Raw genomic sequence first — 14,863 nt, forward strand, 5'->3', positions numbered from 1 at the left:
GAGCTAAATACTAGCTCGCTTGTAGGATATTGTTTTCGGTAGGTTTCTTTTTTCCATGAAGTACAAAGTACAAAAAAATACTCGCAAATACTACCACTGCCAAGGTTAAATACAAGCCACGAAAACCAACAATAGGAATCATAAATCCTACTAGAAAAGGGCCAATACCTACGCCCGAATCCATAAATACGTAAAAGGTTGAGGTTGCAAGCCCCACTCGGTGACGCGGTGATTCCTTTATGGCAATGGCTTGACAGCAAGACGACATCGTTCCAAATCCAAGACCAATGAGCGCTCCTGCTAAAAGGAAAGTGAATCCTTGGTGGGCTTGACTAAGGGTAACTAATCCGATTACAAATAATAGTAACGCTGGATACATCACAATGTTATCCCCTTTTTGATCTAATAACCGTCCAGTGAATGGTCTTGAAATCAAGATGAATATAGCATATACAAGAAAGAAGAAACTTGCAGCCTCCATTAAATCGATTTCTTTTGCATAAGCAGTCATAAATGACAGGATACCAGAGTACGCAAACCCCATAATGGCAATTATGATAGAGATTGGAACAGCCTTTATTTCGAAAAAATCTTTCAACTTGAAACCTTTCATTTCATTAAGCTGATCTTTTGTGATGCCTCCTTTTGGGATATGCACAAATAATAAGATAATCGTACTTATGAGAGAGAAAAGTGTACAAACTACAAATATCATCGTAAAACTTCCTTGCTGGCTAATATAAAGACCTAGGAAGGGACCAACGGCCATTGCAAGGGTTATACTTAATGAAAAATAGCTTATTCCTTCCCCTCGACGATCATTTGGAATAATATCCATGAGAACAATTGATACAGCTGTGGTAAACACTCCAAACGCTGCTCCATGAACAAAACGAATAAACAATAATACGTTCATGTTTTCTATAAAAAAATATAACAACATCACAATCAAAAATATAAATAGCCCGCCATAAAGCATCTTTTTACGTCCAATGATTTCAATATATTTTCCAGCAAAAAGACGTGAAACTAGTGCCCCCACTACAAATATACTTGACGCAAGACCCGCCATGCTTTGTGAAGCGTTAAATTCTTCAATCGCATAAACGCTTAAAGTCGTTATTAATAAATAAAAGGTTAACCCCCCAAAAAAAGTGGATACGGACATGATGATAAATTCTTTTGTCCATAATTTTGATTTACTCAACTTTATGCCTCCTCTCTCTGTTGTTTTTATGTTTAGTAGTATTAATTATACTATTTTCGATAGACCTCCTTAAAAATGGTCTACAAAGAAAAAACGGACATCCATAAGATGTTCGTCCTAGAATAATCATTTTTCAGTTGCTATATTCCCCATTGCAATGGAAATTCTGTTCCAACTGTTAATTTGATTAATGATTAGAACAAGGTCAACATACTGTTTCTCATCATAATGTACACGCACTCGTTGATAAAGCTCATCTGGAACACGTTTTGTCGGGATTAATGTCACATGTTCTGCCAACTCTAAAGCTACTTTTTCTGCTTCTGTATAAAATTCACACTCTTGCCAAGCACTAACACAGTATATTCGTTGTTCGGTTTCACCCATTTTTCGAGCATCTGCTGTATGCATATTCAAACAATATGCACAGCCGTTAATTTGAGATGCACGAATTTTAATAAGCTCACGAAGTTTTCGTTCGATTGCTGTCGTTTTCGTGTATTTTTCCATCTCCATCATTATTTTCATACCATCAGATGCAATTTCATAGTAAGAAACTCTTTGGCTCATAAAGAAAGACCCCTTTGCTTTAGTATACGATCATTATACCATTCCTAAAAATATAGACATTGGCGGATTTTACTATAAATGTTGTAAATGAAAACGATCATTCCTTTTAACACGCAAAACGAACAGAGCTTTTTGCGAATCACGTTAGGGTATCACGCCCTAATTCTAAAATGGAAACATCCGTACACTAGAAGTTTTTCATAACTCTTTTATATACCAAGCATCCATGGCATTATGTTCTGAATCCTCTAATGCTCTCTCAAGTTGTTGGAAGCCTAATTTGCTGTAAAGGAGATTAGCTGTTTGAAGTTTTTTGACTGTTTCTAAGTAACAGTATGTGTAATGCTCCTTGGCGAAGTTTAGTGCCACTTTCATAAGTTCCTTCGATAGACATTTCCCTTGAGCCACGGGTGTAATATACAGCTTCTGCAACTCGCAAATCTCCCTCTTTTGACCAAATGGTGCAATCCCTACACCACCTACTACTTCATCTAGTTCATTCACCGCAACCCAATACTTTGCATTTGATTGTTCCTTGTAAAATTGTGCTAGATTGCTTAGTTGGGGATCAAAATAGGCTGTTCCTGGAATGTTTAAATTAAAAGATTCCAATGAGCGTTTGATTATTTGCTCAATTTTTTGATTGTCCCTTTCTTCAATTTCACGAATCCGCATTGTACTCTTCCTCTCCCAGATCTAAAGTTGATTTTAAAATGGGAGACGCCTATTTATGGCACGTTTCCCTTAAACAAAATTCAATTAAATACCTTATCAATTCTAGGTCTATCATAGTCTAAAATCCAGTCATTATGTCTATTATAAACATCTCTTATTGTAGCGGGTGAAGTTGCTAACAAATCACACCCTTGTCATCGTAAACGTCTGTCCATTCATTGAGAAGGATTACCTCTATAGCGAGAATTAAGGAAAATATCTAATATCAACATTTACCTTTAAATTTGCTAAACATTATGTATAATAATTGTTACAATTATAGGAAGTAAGTGTCAACTAATAAATGAGATTAAACAAATCATTAGAAAAAAACAATCCCCCGCCCTTCTACATTGTGATGCGGTACAGGGGTATGGAAAGTTCCCATCTACTGCAACGAGCATTGGTGCCGATCTAATTAGTATAAGTGCTCACAAAATCCATGGTCCCAAAGGTGTTGGAGCACTATTCGTGAAAAATGGCACAAAAATGTTTTCTAGTATTCTAGGAGGCGGACAGGAAAACGGTTTGCGGTCAGGAACAGAAAACACTCCTTTTATTAGTGGTATTGGTGAGGCGGTACGAATTAAATTTTCTACTGTGCAAAAAGATTTTTTGCATATGAAAGAGCTTAGGGAATATTGTACAGAAATGATAGTAGAACAAATTCCGAAAGCTGTATTAAATTCAAATAAGCAAGGATCCCCACACATTGTAAATTTCTCACTGCCAGGGCTTGATAATAGAAAGGTAGTAGAATTTCTTGATTCCAGGGATATATTTATATCCAGTGCAGCAGCATGTAAGTCTAAATCTCCTTATTCTCGTGGTCCATCTGTGCTCGAATCACTAGGAGTTAGTCGTTCCCTTGCAGACAGTGCACTGCGGATTAGTTTCTCCCACCTTACTACTAAAAGTGATATTGATACCCTCCTGAAAACACTTGTTGTGTATTGTAGCCTTCAAAATGGTGTGCTTTAAAAAAGGCTCTATTCTAACTGAATGTTGATTTTACTGAAATTAATTAACCTTTTATTATTAATACTCATCCCTTACCGTGCTCTGTTAATAAAAGGTATCTTAATCGTTTTATTATTAAAATCAATCTTAGGAGTTAAGTCATATAACGTTTTTTTAAATTCAATTACCCCTCCATTGGAAATGCTAATACGAGCTATATATTCATCATTATGATCAATAATTACAAATTCATCTTTGTTTTTAAATAAAGCAAAATTGAATTGCATTATGAGTTTCCAATTGTGAACTAAATTGTATTTTTCTAGAGGGATGATTTGTTCTTCTACGATTATTTCTTCATTCAGCTTTTGTTTTTGTTTATTATCATTCCCCACAAACGACTTCTTCTCCTCTCTTTTCTACTCATTTAGATAAACTATGATTGGTTTTGTATCCGAGTGTGGATGTTTGTACCAAAAATAAAAAAAGAAGAAAAGGGGTTAGTCCCCCGGTGCGTTAAAGCTTTATTTCACCGAGGGACTGACCCTATTTTATTTTTTACTATAACGTTTTTCTTTATAATACTGGAAAAACCAAATGGCAACGGCTAACCAGAACCCGCTCGCTAAGTACCCGCCGATGATATCACTGGGATAATGAACCCCTAAATAGATGCGACTAATTCCAATAGCTAGAATCATCACAGTACTTATACAAATTAACAGGCTTCTTCCCCATTTACTTGGAATATGACGCCAGAGCAAGAAGGAAATGATCACATAAACTGTAAAAGCATTCATGGCATGGCCGCTTGGGAAACTGTACCCAGAAATATCAATCAGACGATGGAAATTGGGACGAATCCTATGAAAAACCTGTTTCAAAATTTGGTTTAAAACGGCTGAGCCAAGAATGGCTGAAATAAGCAAAATTAATTCTAAACGATGATGCAATACCTTATAAAGAAAGATGATTACAAGGATCATTAGGACAATCACAACCGGCGTCGAACCAATAAAAGTGAAAAATCTCATCACTTTTGTTAACAATGGCGATTCGAGTCCTTGAATAGCAGCAATGATATCGTGATCAAAATCGATAATTTTATGGTCACTTATGAACAATGATGTAATGGTGAATCCGACCACGCAGACTAAACTAATGATGAAAGCGATCAATAGATGGGTTTTTAGATTCATAAAAAGGTTCCTCTCAAGCAATTTGGAAATGGGTCTGTCGACAATAGTGTGATAAGTAAATCGTATTCTTATTCATTCTTTGATCTAGGAAGCTCGTCTCTTTTCGTTTTTGTCAGGTAGAGGACTAAGCTTAAAATCGTTACAAGGAAGATGGCACTCGTTCCCACCGTACCTAGGCCAAGACCGCCGTCTTTACGTGACTGTGATAAAAAGTCGCCAAGAGAGGCTCCGAGAGGACGGGTCAAGATGTAGGCAATCCAGAAGGACAGCACGGCATTCAGCTTTAATCGATAATAAGCAAAGGTAACCACGACAATAAGAATTGCAAACATGAGAGCCGACTTCCAATAGCCCATGTTCAAACCCTCTGCAATGAGGTCCCCTGCTGCCGTACCTAATGCGAAAGTGAACAGAATCGCCAACCAGTAGAACGCCTCCCGCTTGGAGGTGTAGATAGAGTGAATGGAAAGTGTTTTTTCACTTGAGTACCAAGCCCAAAAAGCCGCCAATAATGCGAGACCGAAGATGACGGTTGTCGTCACTAGTGATACACCAAGATTGTCCACCAAATTATCAGTTACTAGAGTGCCAACGATACTAATCATGACGACTGCGAGCCAGTAAATACTTGGCACGTATTTCCGCAATCGAAACTGGAAGAAAAGTGCGATGAGCAATAGAACTGCCATAACGATCGTCGTATTTGTTAAGCCCCAGTTCAGGTTAAAATTCAGAAAGTCTGCTGCCGTTTCTCCCACAGTCGTGGCCATAATTTTAATGATCCAGAAAAAGATGGTGACCTCTGGAACTTTATTTAACATCTGCCGTCCTATAGATTGATGATTTTCGTATTTATTTCCTGAGTATCCCACTAGTGTTCCTCCTGTTTTTTAAGAGTTCATGAAAATCACATTTCATCAATTCTTACGTTGCTTAAAGAGTTGAGCTTCGCTTAAAAAAGCCACCAGAACCGTCCCTACGGCTCCCTTACCCTTTAAACCGGTATCCTGCACCCCAAACCGTCTCAATATATTGAGGATTGGAAGGGTCCGTTTCGATCTTCTCCCGGATTTTTCGAATATGAACGGTAACGGTTGAAATGTCACCCAAGGAATCATAGCCCCATAACTTTTCAAATAACTGTTCCTTACTAAACACATGGTTGGGATTAAGGGCAAAAAAAGTTAGGACATCAAACTCCTTTGTTGTCACAACCACCTCTTGGGTATTGACATAAACCCGTCTTGATGCCTGATCAATCCGCAAACCACGAATCATAATACTGTCATTTTGGGGTTCCTTACCAATTAGTCGTTGATACCGAGAGAGATGTGCCTTTACCCTTGCGACTAGTTCACTAGGGCTAAAAGGCTTGACAATATAATCATCTGCCCCCAATCCCAACCCACGAATCTTATCAATGTCTTCTTTTTTGGCCGAAACCATCAGGATGGGAATATCCTTTTCGGTTCGGATTGCTTTGCAGATTTGAAAGCCATCGACCCCCGGCAGCATCAGATCGAGCAGCACCAAGTCGACTTCCTCGCTTAACGCCTTTTGTAGGCCGTCATCACCTGTTAGAGCAATCTCAACCAAAAAGCCGTCTATTTCTAAGTAATCCCTCTCAAGTTCTGCGATACTTATATCATCTTCTATGATTAAAATTCGTTTCACTTCTCTTCACCCGCTTTATTTAACGTAAATGAAATGGTTGTCCCTTGCCCTTGCCTGCTTTCCGCCCAGATGGAGCCATGATGTTCTTCGATAATTCGCTTCGCTATCGATAAACCGAGGCCACTTCCGCCCTTTTCCGTTCCGCGTGCCGTATCAACGCGGTAAAAGCGGTCAAAGATGATCGATAAATTTTCTTCGGTAATCCCTGGTCCATTGTCCGTCATGCTGAAAAGAACAGTAGAATCAATTGTCGCTATATGAAAGGAAAGCACTTTGTCCGGCTTATCAATATACTTCAACGAATTGTCGACAATATTGGTAATCACCCGTTTCAAATGCTCACGGTCCCCAATGATGTGATAATCACCATTTTCTATGTTTAGTGTGATTTCGACCCCCTTTTCCTCCAAATCAAAGCGAAGGTCCTCCACAAAATCCTGCAGGTAGTGATCAAAACGAATCTTTTCAAAATGAAATGGCAGCCGCTGCAAGTCTAATTTAGAGTATAAGAAAAGTTCATCAATCATATGATCCAATTCAATGGATTTCGAATGAATCGTTTGCATGTAACGATCAATTTTTTCAGGGCTGTTGGCGACCCCATCCCTAATTCCTTCCACATATCCTTTAATCGTCGTAATCGGAGTTTTTAAATCATGAGAAATATTGGCGATCAGTTCTTTGCGATTTTCCTCATAGGCTAGCTGCGTTTCAATCGATTCTTTTAACCTCACTCTCATTTCTTCAAACCCTTGGGCAAGCTGCCCGATTTCATCCTTGGATGTTACCGGAATGGGCAGTGTCAGATCGCCTTCTTCCATTCGCTTAGCAGCCTTTTGTAATCCCCGAATCGGGCGGATGATACCTCTTGACACATGGTAGGTCAACAATCCATTTGTACCAATTAAAATAATGATCAAACCAATAAATAAAATCGGAAATGAGGTCCGTACAAATTTAGCAAAACTGCTCGCATCCGTTACAAAAAATAATGAACCTTCTGCTCCGTCAGGATAGAAAAAATCAAGCTTTTTAATTGAGATAAATTGATGATCGATCCGTTCGACTGGGTCTACTTCGCCAAAGAAGCCAAATGGCGGCAATTCATTCATTTCTAATCCTTTTAATTTGGCGGGGACATAAATCATTTGTTTTCCTTTTCTCACCGCTAATGAAGTGCCGACCGTTTTATTTAATTGGCTGTCAATTTTCTGTAAATAGGTTTGGTCCAAAAATTCTCCTGGATTCTTCATGGTTTCCTTGTGCAGATCAATTAATAATTGATTTTTTTCCGTCATATGACCGTAGTGCTCCGGCGGCAGGTAGATGTTTCGCAATTCTTTTATATCTCCTCTAAAAAGTAAGGCTACTAACAGCGCAGATAAGCAGACAAATATGATGGGCACAAGAATCATGGCGAGATTCGATAATAAAAGTCTTAAACGAATAGACATCGAAACACTACTTTCCTCATTAGAATTCTTTTTGACTAAACTTATAGTATCCTAGTGTGAAGAATAATGCACAAAATGATACAAGATAAAGACTTCTACCGAAAGTTGCGACATTCAACCCATTATTGATCCAGCGTTGATACCAGTTACTATCGTATACCGGCAGCCACGCAGCTATAGCAGGCACAAGATAAGTCAGGACCACCATTACTAAGTATAGAAGGATTGAAAACGTTAAGGCCTTGCTGCTCGAGCCAACCCATTGGGCAAGGAAAACCAAAAGGATTCCCATGGCCATTAATGGAAACCATGATAACAAGAACGATAATAAACTTACTGCCATGCCACTAAAAGTGAAGTTTTCCAGCCAAATGGCTCCTGTAATTAATGAAGAAAGGCAGACAACGAGTAAAAGGGTCAATAAATAGATGCCCGTACAGACTATCTTGGAAGTGAACAGCTTGAACCGTGAGAGCGGCCTTACAAGCAGGAAGGATAGTGTCTTTTGCTCTTGTTCCCCCGCAAATAGATCACTGACGCATAGGGCCAATAATAATGGCAGGTAAAAGGTGACGGCTAAACTTAAGATCACAAGCGGGAAAGACTCACCATCAAAGGCAGTGAAGCCAAATTTGCTTTGCATCATTTGAATAGCAGGGCCAACAAGTAAAGGGAATAAGGCTGAGAGGCATATCAAGACAAGCGTTGATTTTTTTCGTACTAATTTGATCCACTCATTTTGTAAGTTCAGCATCTTGGTTCACGTCCTTCCCTTTCCGAATTTTGCTCATATAAAAGGACTCAAAGTTTTGCCCTTCTTCTAATTGATTTCTCGCCACTTCACCAATAATTTTCCCCTTTGATAAAATCGCGATTCGATTACATAAACGCTCCACTTCATCAATCAAATGAGTGGAAAGGATGAAGGTAACACCCTCTTCTTTTGCCAACCGGCTAATCAGCTCCTGAAAATCCAGTTTCCCTTCAATATCGAGGCCATTTGTTGGCTCGTCTAGGATCACCAAAGACGGATTGGAAAGTAAGGCCGCTGCCAAATACAAGCGCTGCCTCATTCCCGTTGAAAAGGATTTCACCTTTTCATGCTTATGTGCCTCCATTCCCACCCACTGAAGCACTTCGTCGATTCTTCCTTTTTCAAGAGTTGGATAGAGTCGGGACACTAGGTGGAGATTTTCATAGGCGGTTAAAAAATCAAACGCCTCCACCCCGCTGATGAGTGTTCCTACCGATTGCATCGCTTGTTCAAACTGTTCCCTGACATGATACCCATTTATCAAAATCTCCCCCTGATCGAGGCGGCATAATGCTACGATACACTTCATTAGCGTTGTTTTCCCGGCACCGTTTGGTCCTAATAGTCCGAAAATTTCACCCTGTTCGATGGAAAAACTAATATTTTCAACACCACGGCCATTTTTATATTGCTTCGTGACGTTTTGCACTTCAAGAACCTGCACATCGCTCACTCCTTTTTACAGTAATTTTTATCTAAACAAGCTGCCTGCTTGTAAGTTTCAAATTTTAGAAACAAGAGCAGAGGAAAAGCCCCCTGCCTCGTTGTTTATTTTTGCAAGCTAATCTTCATGTCCATCATGCTTTTCTTGTACGGTGACAACCTTTTTGCCTGTTAAATCAACGCTTGTTACTTTTGCCTGATTTAATTGATTAAATTTGTTTGAAAGCTTTAAGACAAGGTCATGGTGTGTTCCATTTACATCATCACCGGAAACATAAATCGCTGCTTCTTGCCCGACTAAGTATTCACTCTTATCCACTACACCGTTTAGGACGACACGGGATACATTTATGTTATTTTTCAATTGCGGAAGCTGTGGTTTTAGGTCTGTAAACTGTAAGGAACCAAATTCCGCTTTTTCGCGCATGTCCTTCTGTTGGTCGATATTCTTAAGGAAGAAGGACACAACCGCCTGCCCAACGGCAGGTATTTGATTTTTCGAAAGATCTAGTTGCAATTCTGTTTGACCATTGCCGCCATCCTTCGTGGTAATCTTGTCCTGATAATTTTTTGTAATCGCATCAAAGATGGCCTCTACATCTTTTTGCATTTGTGGTGAGAGGTTTTCATCTTTATGTTCCTTTCGGTTAGACTCTTGCTTATCTTCTTTTTCTTGTTTGACATAGTAGTTATCATCCTTGCTGCTTTTCACGACCGTTTGATCGGCCTTTGAAAAATAATCTACCTTTGTCGTTGTACTGCCATTTGTCACACTGACGGAGCTATTTCCGGATTCATCCTTTACATTTAAGGTGTTCAACGAATCCACCTGGTAAATCTCCTTGCCGTTATCCGTTAATGACGCAGTGGTATGGGCAGTAAAACTCTCGACGGTGTGCGTTTTCTTCACAGCTGTTTTGAACAGGTCGTATCCAGATGTGGACGCAGATGCAGATAAAACACCTCCTGCCATTAATAATCCACTAATGCCCGCAGCAGCCAGTACTTTCTTCTTCATTGACGTTCCTCCTCCAACTAAATTGATGGTACAGAATAATCATAGATAAATACCCTTAACTGGCTATTAATGAAATATTAAAAGTTTCTTAAATCACATAAAGTGTGAAGCAGGGGCGTTTCTTGTGCTTCAACAAAAAAGTGTCAGGCACCAACCATTTTTTAAATAATTTCAAAATCAAAAAATGGGTATCTAACTAGTCCACAATAATCACAGTGCTCATAGACTAATGGTGACACAAGACAAATTCACATGGAGGTTCTTTTTATGACGAATAGAAATATGCGGTATGGTGGTTTTCCAGGACCTATGATGCCAGGACAATACGGTGCACCACTTGGGTGTGGAACTCCTCCTCAATACTGCCCGCCACAAGTGTTTCCTGCACAGTATGATCCACCACTTGTTTCCCCTGGACAACAATATGTCAAAACAAATTTATTTAATAAGGTAGTAACTCATGTCCATCCATCTCACACGACAACTGTCAACAAGCATATGATTAATCATCAACACTATTTCCCACATACAGAATCATGTGTTAATGAATGCTGTGAAACACATACAATGTGCGGTGTGCCATACAATCCTTGTTGTCCATCAGGACCATTTGGATTCTAGCTTTACCCCCTAATTAGGGGGTTTTTTTATTAAGGGGTGTTTGTAAACATTGTTGTTAAAATCCAAAAGCCGATTTTAACGGGAAACAACATATTTTTGTGCTTTAAAAAAAGTTTGCAAGCTCTTTTCTTACAATGAAAGGCTTTTTTGCAACAAATCATCGTTCATTCAAGCGCTTTTCGTCTCCAAAATCGCAAAAAGAGCCAATCACCAAGAGACATTATAATCCCTTGGTGACAGGCTCTTCCTCTTACTAGATTCTGTGAACCATCCACCTAGTTAGTGTTAGTATAGTTTTACTATTATTGGTTATTATAAACTAGCTGACTTTTTATCGTGATGATAAAAAGTCAGCAATGTTGTATTTACATTCTTACAATCGTTTCTTTTATCAGATTTATAAATTTCTCTCTTGCCAAGGCAGCTACTTCAATGACCTCATCATGACTTAATGGTTGATCTAGAATCCCGCATGCCATATTGGTTAAACAGGAAATACCAAGAACTTTCAACCCTCCGTGAATCGCTACAATCGCCTCTGGGACTGTCGACATACCAACAGCATCCGCGCCTAATGTCCGAATCATACGGATCTCAGCCGGAGTTTCGTACGCTGGTCCACTCCACCAAGCATAAACGCCCTGTTGTAAGGTGATGTTTTGTTCTTTTGCTACGTTAACGGCAATGTTTCGTAAATCACGATTATATACTTGAGAAACATCTGGGAACCGGGTTCCTAACTCATTATTATTTGGCCCAATCAATGGATTGGTTCCGACTAAATTAATATGATCCGTGATTAACATTAAATCTCCTGGGTTGAAGCTTGTATTGATCGCACCGCATGCATTCGTGATGAATAGATTCTCTACACCCAGCGCCTTCATGACACGGACTGGAAAAGTGACTTCATCTAAAGTAAAGCCTTCATAATAATGAAAACGTCCCTTCATCGCCACTACGGTTTTTCCCATTAGTTCCCCAATGACTAATTCGTTGGCATGGCCGATTGCTTCCGTTTTTGCAAAGTGAGGAATCTCGCTATAAGGAATGGTGACAGGGTTCGCGATTTCATCTGCAAGAGTTCCTAATCCCGATCCTAAAATTATTCCAATCGTTGGACGATCGCTGGTCTTACTTATGATGAGATCTCTAGCTTCTAAAATATTTTGCAAATTGTGCATGTATATTACCTCCATTATTTAATGAGCTACTATATTACCTGTTTAATCGCTACTAACAACTTATAAAAAAAGTTTAATAGATTTTACGTCTATTGTAAATAACTAAAAACCATTTTGAAAAAAAGTTTATAAAATTTCAGTAAAAACAATCAGTATATTTTTGTTTATTAGGTGTCTTTTTTTACGGACGGAAAAAAGTTCGCTTCTCCTTTATAAAAAAATTAGTTAAAATATAGAGTAACCTAATAATTTGGAGGAAGTTTATGTTAAAGCAATTTGCAGGCTTAACGTCGCAAAAAACAAAAAGCCTAAAAGTTTTATATAGCCTAATTCGTAAGTTAGGACCAGTAAGGATTAATACACTTACCGAACTAACTGGATACAAACATGTGACTTGTACACGGTTACTGGACGAACTTGTTCAAGAAGGACTTATTTACGATAGTGGGATTGGAGAGTCAAGTGGTGGACGTAAACCATTGATGTATGCCATCAAGCCTGACCATTATTATTTAATTGGTGTAGAAATCACCAACTTATACACAACCGTGCTACTCCTTGATCTAAAATTAGAGATCTTAGACGTTGAAAAATTAAGGATGGACTCACAATGCACGGGAACGTACACATTAAATTATGTAACCCGATGTATCGATACACTTGTCACAAAACATAAAATTCCAAGGGAGAAATTGCTAGGAATTGGAATAGGCGTTCTTGATTCAATTGATCCAGAAATGGGAGTTATCATCAATCCTCATTTGTTCCTTGCAGGTGGATGGGATAACCTAAATATTGTCGACTATTTACAACAAAAAAATAATACCTATGTATGCATAGATAATGGAACAAATTTGGCAGCTTTAGCTGAATACCGGAAAAACTACTGGAAGGAAACAGATAATTTAGTTTTTGTCTCAAGTGATATGGGCATTCGTTGCGGCACCATTTTACATGGTAAATTGGTGCGTACTAAAATGGAGATGGATGATGCCTTTGGACATGTGGTGGTTGATATACACGGACGCCGTTGCTCATGTGGATCATATGGGTGTTTACAAGCATATAGCAGCCTGCCAGCCATTCGTGATGAAGTAGTCCGTCGAATGAAGCGTGGTAATGGATCTACCCTTCTAGATAGCGTTAAGGATATAGAAGTGATTGATTTTCATCATATTTTACATGCTCTAGAAAAAGAAGACCCCCTTTGTCTTGAGGTAGTGAAGGATGCAGCTTATTATTTTGGCATCGGCCTTAGTAATCTCATTTTCCTTTTGCGACCGGATATCGTTGTCTGCGGAGGAACCTTGGTGCCAAAACCTCTTTTTTACGAAGTGGTCTCTGAAACAGCAAAAAATCGACTCATGCACTATCCTAAAAGTCACGTTCAAATTATTAAGTCAACAGCAGCCTACAACATCGTAGCCCAAGGAGCTGGATGTATGGTACTGGATTATTTCACTGAAGAGAAACTGTCATAAGACCAAGAGTACGATTCTTGGTCTTTCACTATTTTCTTTCTTTTTCTATCATTTTCCACAGCATTTTTTATATTTTTTCCCGCTTCCACAAGGACATGGATCATTTCGGCCAACTTTCGTTTCGTTTCGAACTGGTGCTATGGCAGGATCCTTCCCCTGTTCACTTGACTTTCTAAATTCCATCTCTCGTTCCAGTGCTACTTGTCTCCAGACATCTTTTTCAGGATGCTCTTTTCCCATAATGGAAAAGTAACTATAAACGGTCTGTTCTATATCTACAAGCCCAGAAGAATATTCCAGCTTCATATGTTCATTTATTTCGGGAAGAGCCTCTTCAGAAAGCTGATGACAAAGTGCTTCGGCAAGAATATCTTGTTGGTCTAGCTCTTTCGCAGAACGGTAGGCTTCTCTAAGAACTTGAACAGCCAATTCAGTCTTAATGTTTTCCACAACGGAAGCGGCAAAGATTATCGCTTCGTCTATTTTTAGATAAGGTCCTACCTCCCTCACCACCTCATCCGATTGGAGGCTAATTAACGTTGCGGAAACTTCTTCTAACAAACGGTCATCATCACGAACCATTAAGCTGGCAAGTAAAGGAATATACTCCTTCAATTGTAATAACCCAATCATATAAACGGTTAAGATTCCATTTGATGTGAACCATTGTTCCTTTAATTCCTCTTGAAGCACTATACTTATTTCATCTTCCGTCACCCAGCCATTTTTCACTATACAGTCAGCCAATTTTTTAGCTTTAATAATGATGTTATTTTGATAAGGTTTTGCACTATCAAGGTCATTTAAGACTTGTCCATATTCCATGTAAACGTCTTCTTCCGTACCTTGTAACAATAGTGCGTATAATGGCCATGTATCCTCGGGAAGATAGTTTTTAAGCTGTTCCTTAAATTTAAGGGCTAGTTCTGGTTCGATACGGTGTAATAGGTTTACCGCTAAATGGCGTTTGGTTGGATCCATCAAAGGGATATTTTCAATCAAAATCCGAATCGACTCTTCATTGAAAGTAAGATTTTCTACATAGATTAAGATCGAGGTTTGTTTTTCTATGTTTTTAAATGCTTCTTTCAGTAATTCATTCGTCCAATCTTCAGGGACATTCGGATAATCATGAAGTGCATGCAGGACTACTTCTTGGATTAATACATCATCACTAATCAAGTGCGGTTTAAGTTTTTCTAAAAATGTCATTTCATATGCCTCACATTCTACTGTTTATTATCATTATCATTGTACTTTGGTCCACATATAAAGTAAAAGTTCAATGTGGTGCCTTATCTTTA

General features: G+C 38.8%; 16 protein-coding genes and 1 pseudogene. 3 read left to right on the top strand and 14 right to left on the bottom strand.

The genetic code is table 11. The annotated features are described in order from the left end of the window. Positions 1-10 precede the first annotated feature (10 nt). The 4 genes and pseudogenes from BLR86_RS22240 to BLR86_RS22255 form a co-directional block, all read right to left on the bottom strand. A complete protein-coding gene (locus BLR86_RS22240; RefSeq protein ID WP_090766939.1) occupies positions 11-1,207 on the bottom strand; it encodes an MFS transporter in 1,197 nt (398 codons plus the stop codon). Between the two features lie 126 nt (positions 1,208-1,333). Further along, a complete protein-coding gene (locus tag BLR86_RS22245; protein WP_090766942.1) occupies positions 1,334-1,777 on the bottom strand; it encodes a carboxymuconolactone decarboxylase family protein in 444 nt (147 codons plus the stop codon). Positions 1,778-1,975: 198 nt separating this feature from the next. Then, entirely contained in the window at positions 1,976-2,452 is a 477-nt protein-coding gene (locus BLR86_RS22250; protein ID WP_090766945.1) for a GNAT family N-acetyltransferase, read from the bottom strand. Between the two features lie 80 nt (positions 2,453-2,532). Further along, a pseudogene (locus BLR86_RS22255) lies at positions 2,533-2,643 on the bottom strand (DUF3885 domain-containing protein); the annotation flags it as partial. A 127-nt stretch (positions 2,644-2,770) separates the two neighbouring features. Here BLR86_RS22255 and BLR86_RS22260 point away from each other — a divergent pair. Further along, complete coding sequence (locus BLR86_RS22260) at positions 2,771-3,472, top strand: cysteine desulfurase family protein (RefSeq protein WP_302847247.1); 702 nt, start codon at positions 2,771-2,773, stop codon at positions 3,470-3,472. A 71-nt stretch (positions 3,473-3,543) separates the two neighbouring features. Here the strand turns inward: BLR86_RS22260 and BLR86_RS22265 are convergent, their stop codons facing one another. The 8 genes from BLR86_RS22265 to BLR86_RS22300 all read right to left on the bottom strand — a co-directional run bounded on the left by BLR86_RS22265 (position 3,544) and on the right by BLR86_RS22300 (position 10,273). Then, entirely contained in the window at positions 3,544-3,846 is a 303-nt protein-coding gene (locus tag BLR86_RS22265) for a hypothetical protein (protein WP_090766955.1), read from the bottom strand. A gap of 156 nt (positions 3,847-4,002) precedes the next feature. Continuing rightward, positions 4,003-4,650 carry a phosphatase PAP2 family protein gene (locus tag BLR86_RS22270; RefSeq protein WP_090766958.1) on the bottom strand — a complete coding sequence of 216 codons (648 nt, stop codon included), beginning with the start codon at positions 4,648-4,650 and terminating at the stop codon, positions 4,003-4,005. 68 nt (positions 4,651-4,718) lie between these two features. Beyond that, positions 4,719-5,471 (bottom strand): COG4705 family protein, encoded by a 753-nt coding sequence (locus BLR86_RS22275; protein WP_254782430.1) that lies wholly within the window; start codon positions 5,469-5,471, stop codon positions 4,719-4,721. Positions 5,472-5,637: 166 nt separating this feature from the next. Continuing rightward, positions 5,638-6,324 carry a response regulator transcription factor gene (locus BLR86_RS22280; RefSeq protein WP_090766964.1) on the bottom strand — a complete coding sequence of 229 codons (687 nt, stop codon included), beginning with the start codon at positions 6,322-6,324 and terminating at the stop codon, positions 5,638-5,640. Continuing rightward, a complete protein-coding gene (locus tag BLR86_RS22285) occupies positions 6,321-7,778 on the bottom strand; it encodes a sensor histidine kinase (RefSeq protein ID WP_090766967.1) in 1,458 nt (485 codons plus the stop codon). The genes BLR86_RS22280 and BLR86_RS22285 overlap by 4 nt, the downstream gene beginning before the upstream one ends. 19 nt (positions 7,779-7,797) lie before the next feature. Continuing rightward, positions 7,798-8,532, bottom strand: coding sequence for an ABC transporter permease (locus BLR86_RS22290; protein ID WP_090766971.1), 735 nt, complete (start codon positions 8,530-8,532; stop codon positions 7,798-7,800). After that, complete coding sequence (locus BLR86_RS22295) at positions 8,513-9,256, bottom strand: ABC transporter ATP-binding protein (protein ID WP_090766974.1); 744 nt, start codon at positions 9,254-9,256, stop codon at positions 8,513-8,515. Before BLR86_RS22295 ends, BLR86_RS22290 begins: the two co-directional genes overlap by 20 nt. A 117-nt stretch (positions 9,257-9,373) precedes the next feature. Further along, entirely contained in the window at positions 9,374-10,273 is a 900-nt protein-coding gene (locus BLR86_RS22300) for a hypothetical protein (protein WP_090766977.1), read from the bottom strand. Between the two features lie 312 nt (positions 10,274-10,585). On the opposite strand from BLR86_RS22300, the gene BLR86_RS22305 reads away from it, so the two are divergent. Further along, entirely contained in the window at positions 10,586-10,894 is a 309-nt protein-coding gene (locus tag BLR86_RS22305) for a CotD family spore coat protein (RefSeq protein ID WP_090767103.1), read from the top strand. A 365-nt stretch (positions 10,895-11,259) separates the two neighbouring features. Here BLR86_RS22305 and BLR86_RS22310 read toward each other — a convergent pair whose 3' ends face one another. Beyond that, a complete protein-coding gene (locus BLR86_RS22310; protein WP_090766980.1) occupies positions 11,260-12,078 on the bottom strand; it encodes a purine-nucleoside phosphorylase in 819 nt (272 codons plus the stop codon). Between the two features lie 263 nt (positions 12,079-12,341). Here BLR86_RS22310 and BLR86_RS22315 point away from each other — a divergent pair, with 263 nt between their 5' ends. After that, a complete protein-coding gene (locus BLR86_RS22315; RefSeq protein ID WP_090766984.1) occupies positions 12,342-13,559 on the top strand; it encodes an ROK family protein in 1,218 nt (405 codons plus the stop codon). A gap of 48 nt (positions 13,560-13,607) precedes the next feature. On the opposite strand, the gene BLR86_RS22320 is transcribed toward BLR86_RS22315, so the two are convergent. Continuing rightward, positions 13,608-14,771 (bottom strand): YecA family protein, encoded by a 1,164-nt coding sequence (locus tag BLR86_RS22320; protein ID WP_090766987.1) that lies wholly within the window; start codon positions 14,769-14,771, stop codon positions 13,608-13,610. Positions 14,772-14,863 lie beyond the last annotated feature (92 nt).

The organism is Bacillus sp. OK048, from assembly GCF_900103525.1.
GTDB lineage: Bacteria > Bacillota > Bacilli > Bacillales > Cytobacillaceae > Neobacillus.

Coding starts and splice junctions, on each gene's coding strand:
- BLR86_RS22245 (WP_090766942.1), bottom strand. CDS start 1,777: ATGAGCCAAAGAGTTTCTTACTATGAAATTGCATCTGATGGTATGAAA.
- BLR86_RS22250 (WP_090766945.1), bottom strand. CDS start 2,452: ATGCGGATTCGTGAAATTGAAGAAAGGGACAATCAAAAAATTGAGCAA.
- BLR86_RS22270 (WP_090766958.1), bottom strand. CDS start 4,650: ATGAATCTAAAAACCCATCTATTGATCGCTTTCATCATTAGTTTAGTC.
- BLR86_RS22275 (WP_254782430.1), bottom strand. CDS start 5,471: ATGTTAAATAAAGTTCCAGAGGTCACCATCTTTTTCTGGATCATTAAA.
- BLR86_RS22285 (WP_090766967.1), bottom strand. CDS start 7,778: ATGTCTATTCGTTTAAGACTTTTATTATCGAATCTCGCCATGATTCTT.
- BLR86_RS22290 (WP_090766971.1), bottom strand. CDS start 8,532: ATGCTGAACTTACAAAATGAGTGGATCAAATTAGTACGAAAAAAATCA.
- BLR86_RS22300 (WP_090766977.1), bottom strand. CDS start 10,273: ATGAAGAAGAAAGTACTGGCTGCTGCGGGCATTAGTGGATTATTAATG.
- BLR86_RS22305 (WP_090767103.1), top strand. CDS start 10,586: ATGCCAGGACAATACGGTGCACCACTTGGGTGTGGAACTCCTCCTCAA.
- BLR86_RS22310 (WP_090766980.1), bottom strand. CDS start 12,078: ATGCACAATTTGCAAAATATTTTAGAAGCTAGAGATCTCATCATAAGT.
- BLR86_RS22315 (WP_090766984.1), top strand. CDS start 12,342: ATGTTAAAGCAATTTGCAGGCTTAACGTCGCAAAAAACAAAAAGCCTA.
- BLR86_RS22320 (WP_090766987.1), bottom strand. CDS start 14,771: ATGACATTTTTAGAAAAACTTAAACCGCACTTGATTAGTGATGATGTA.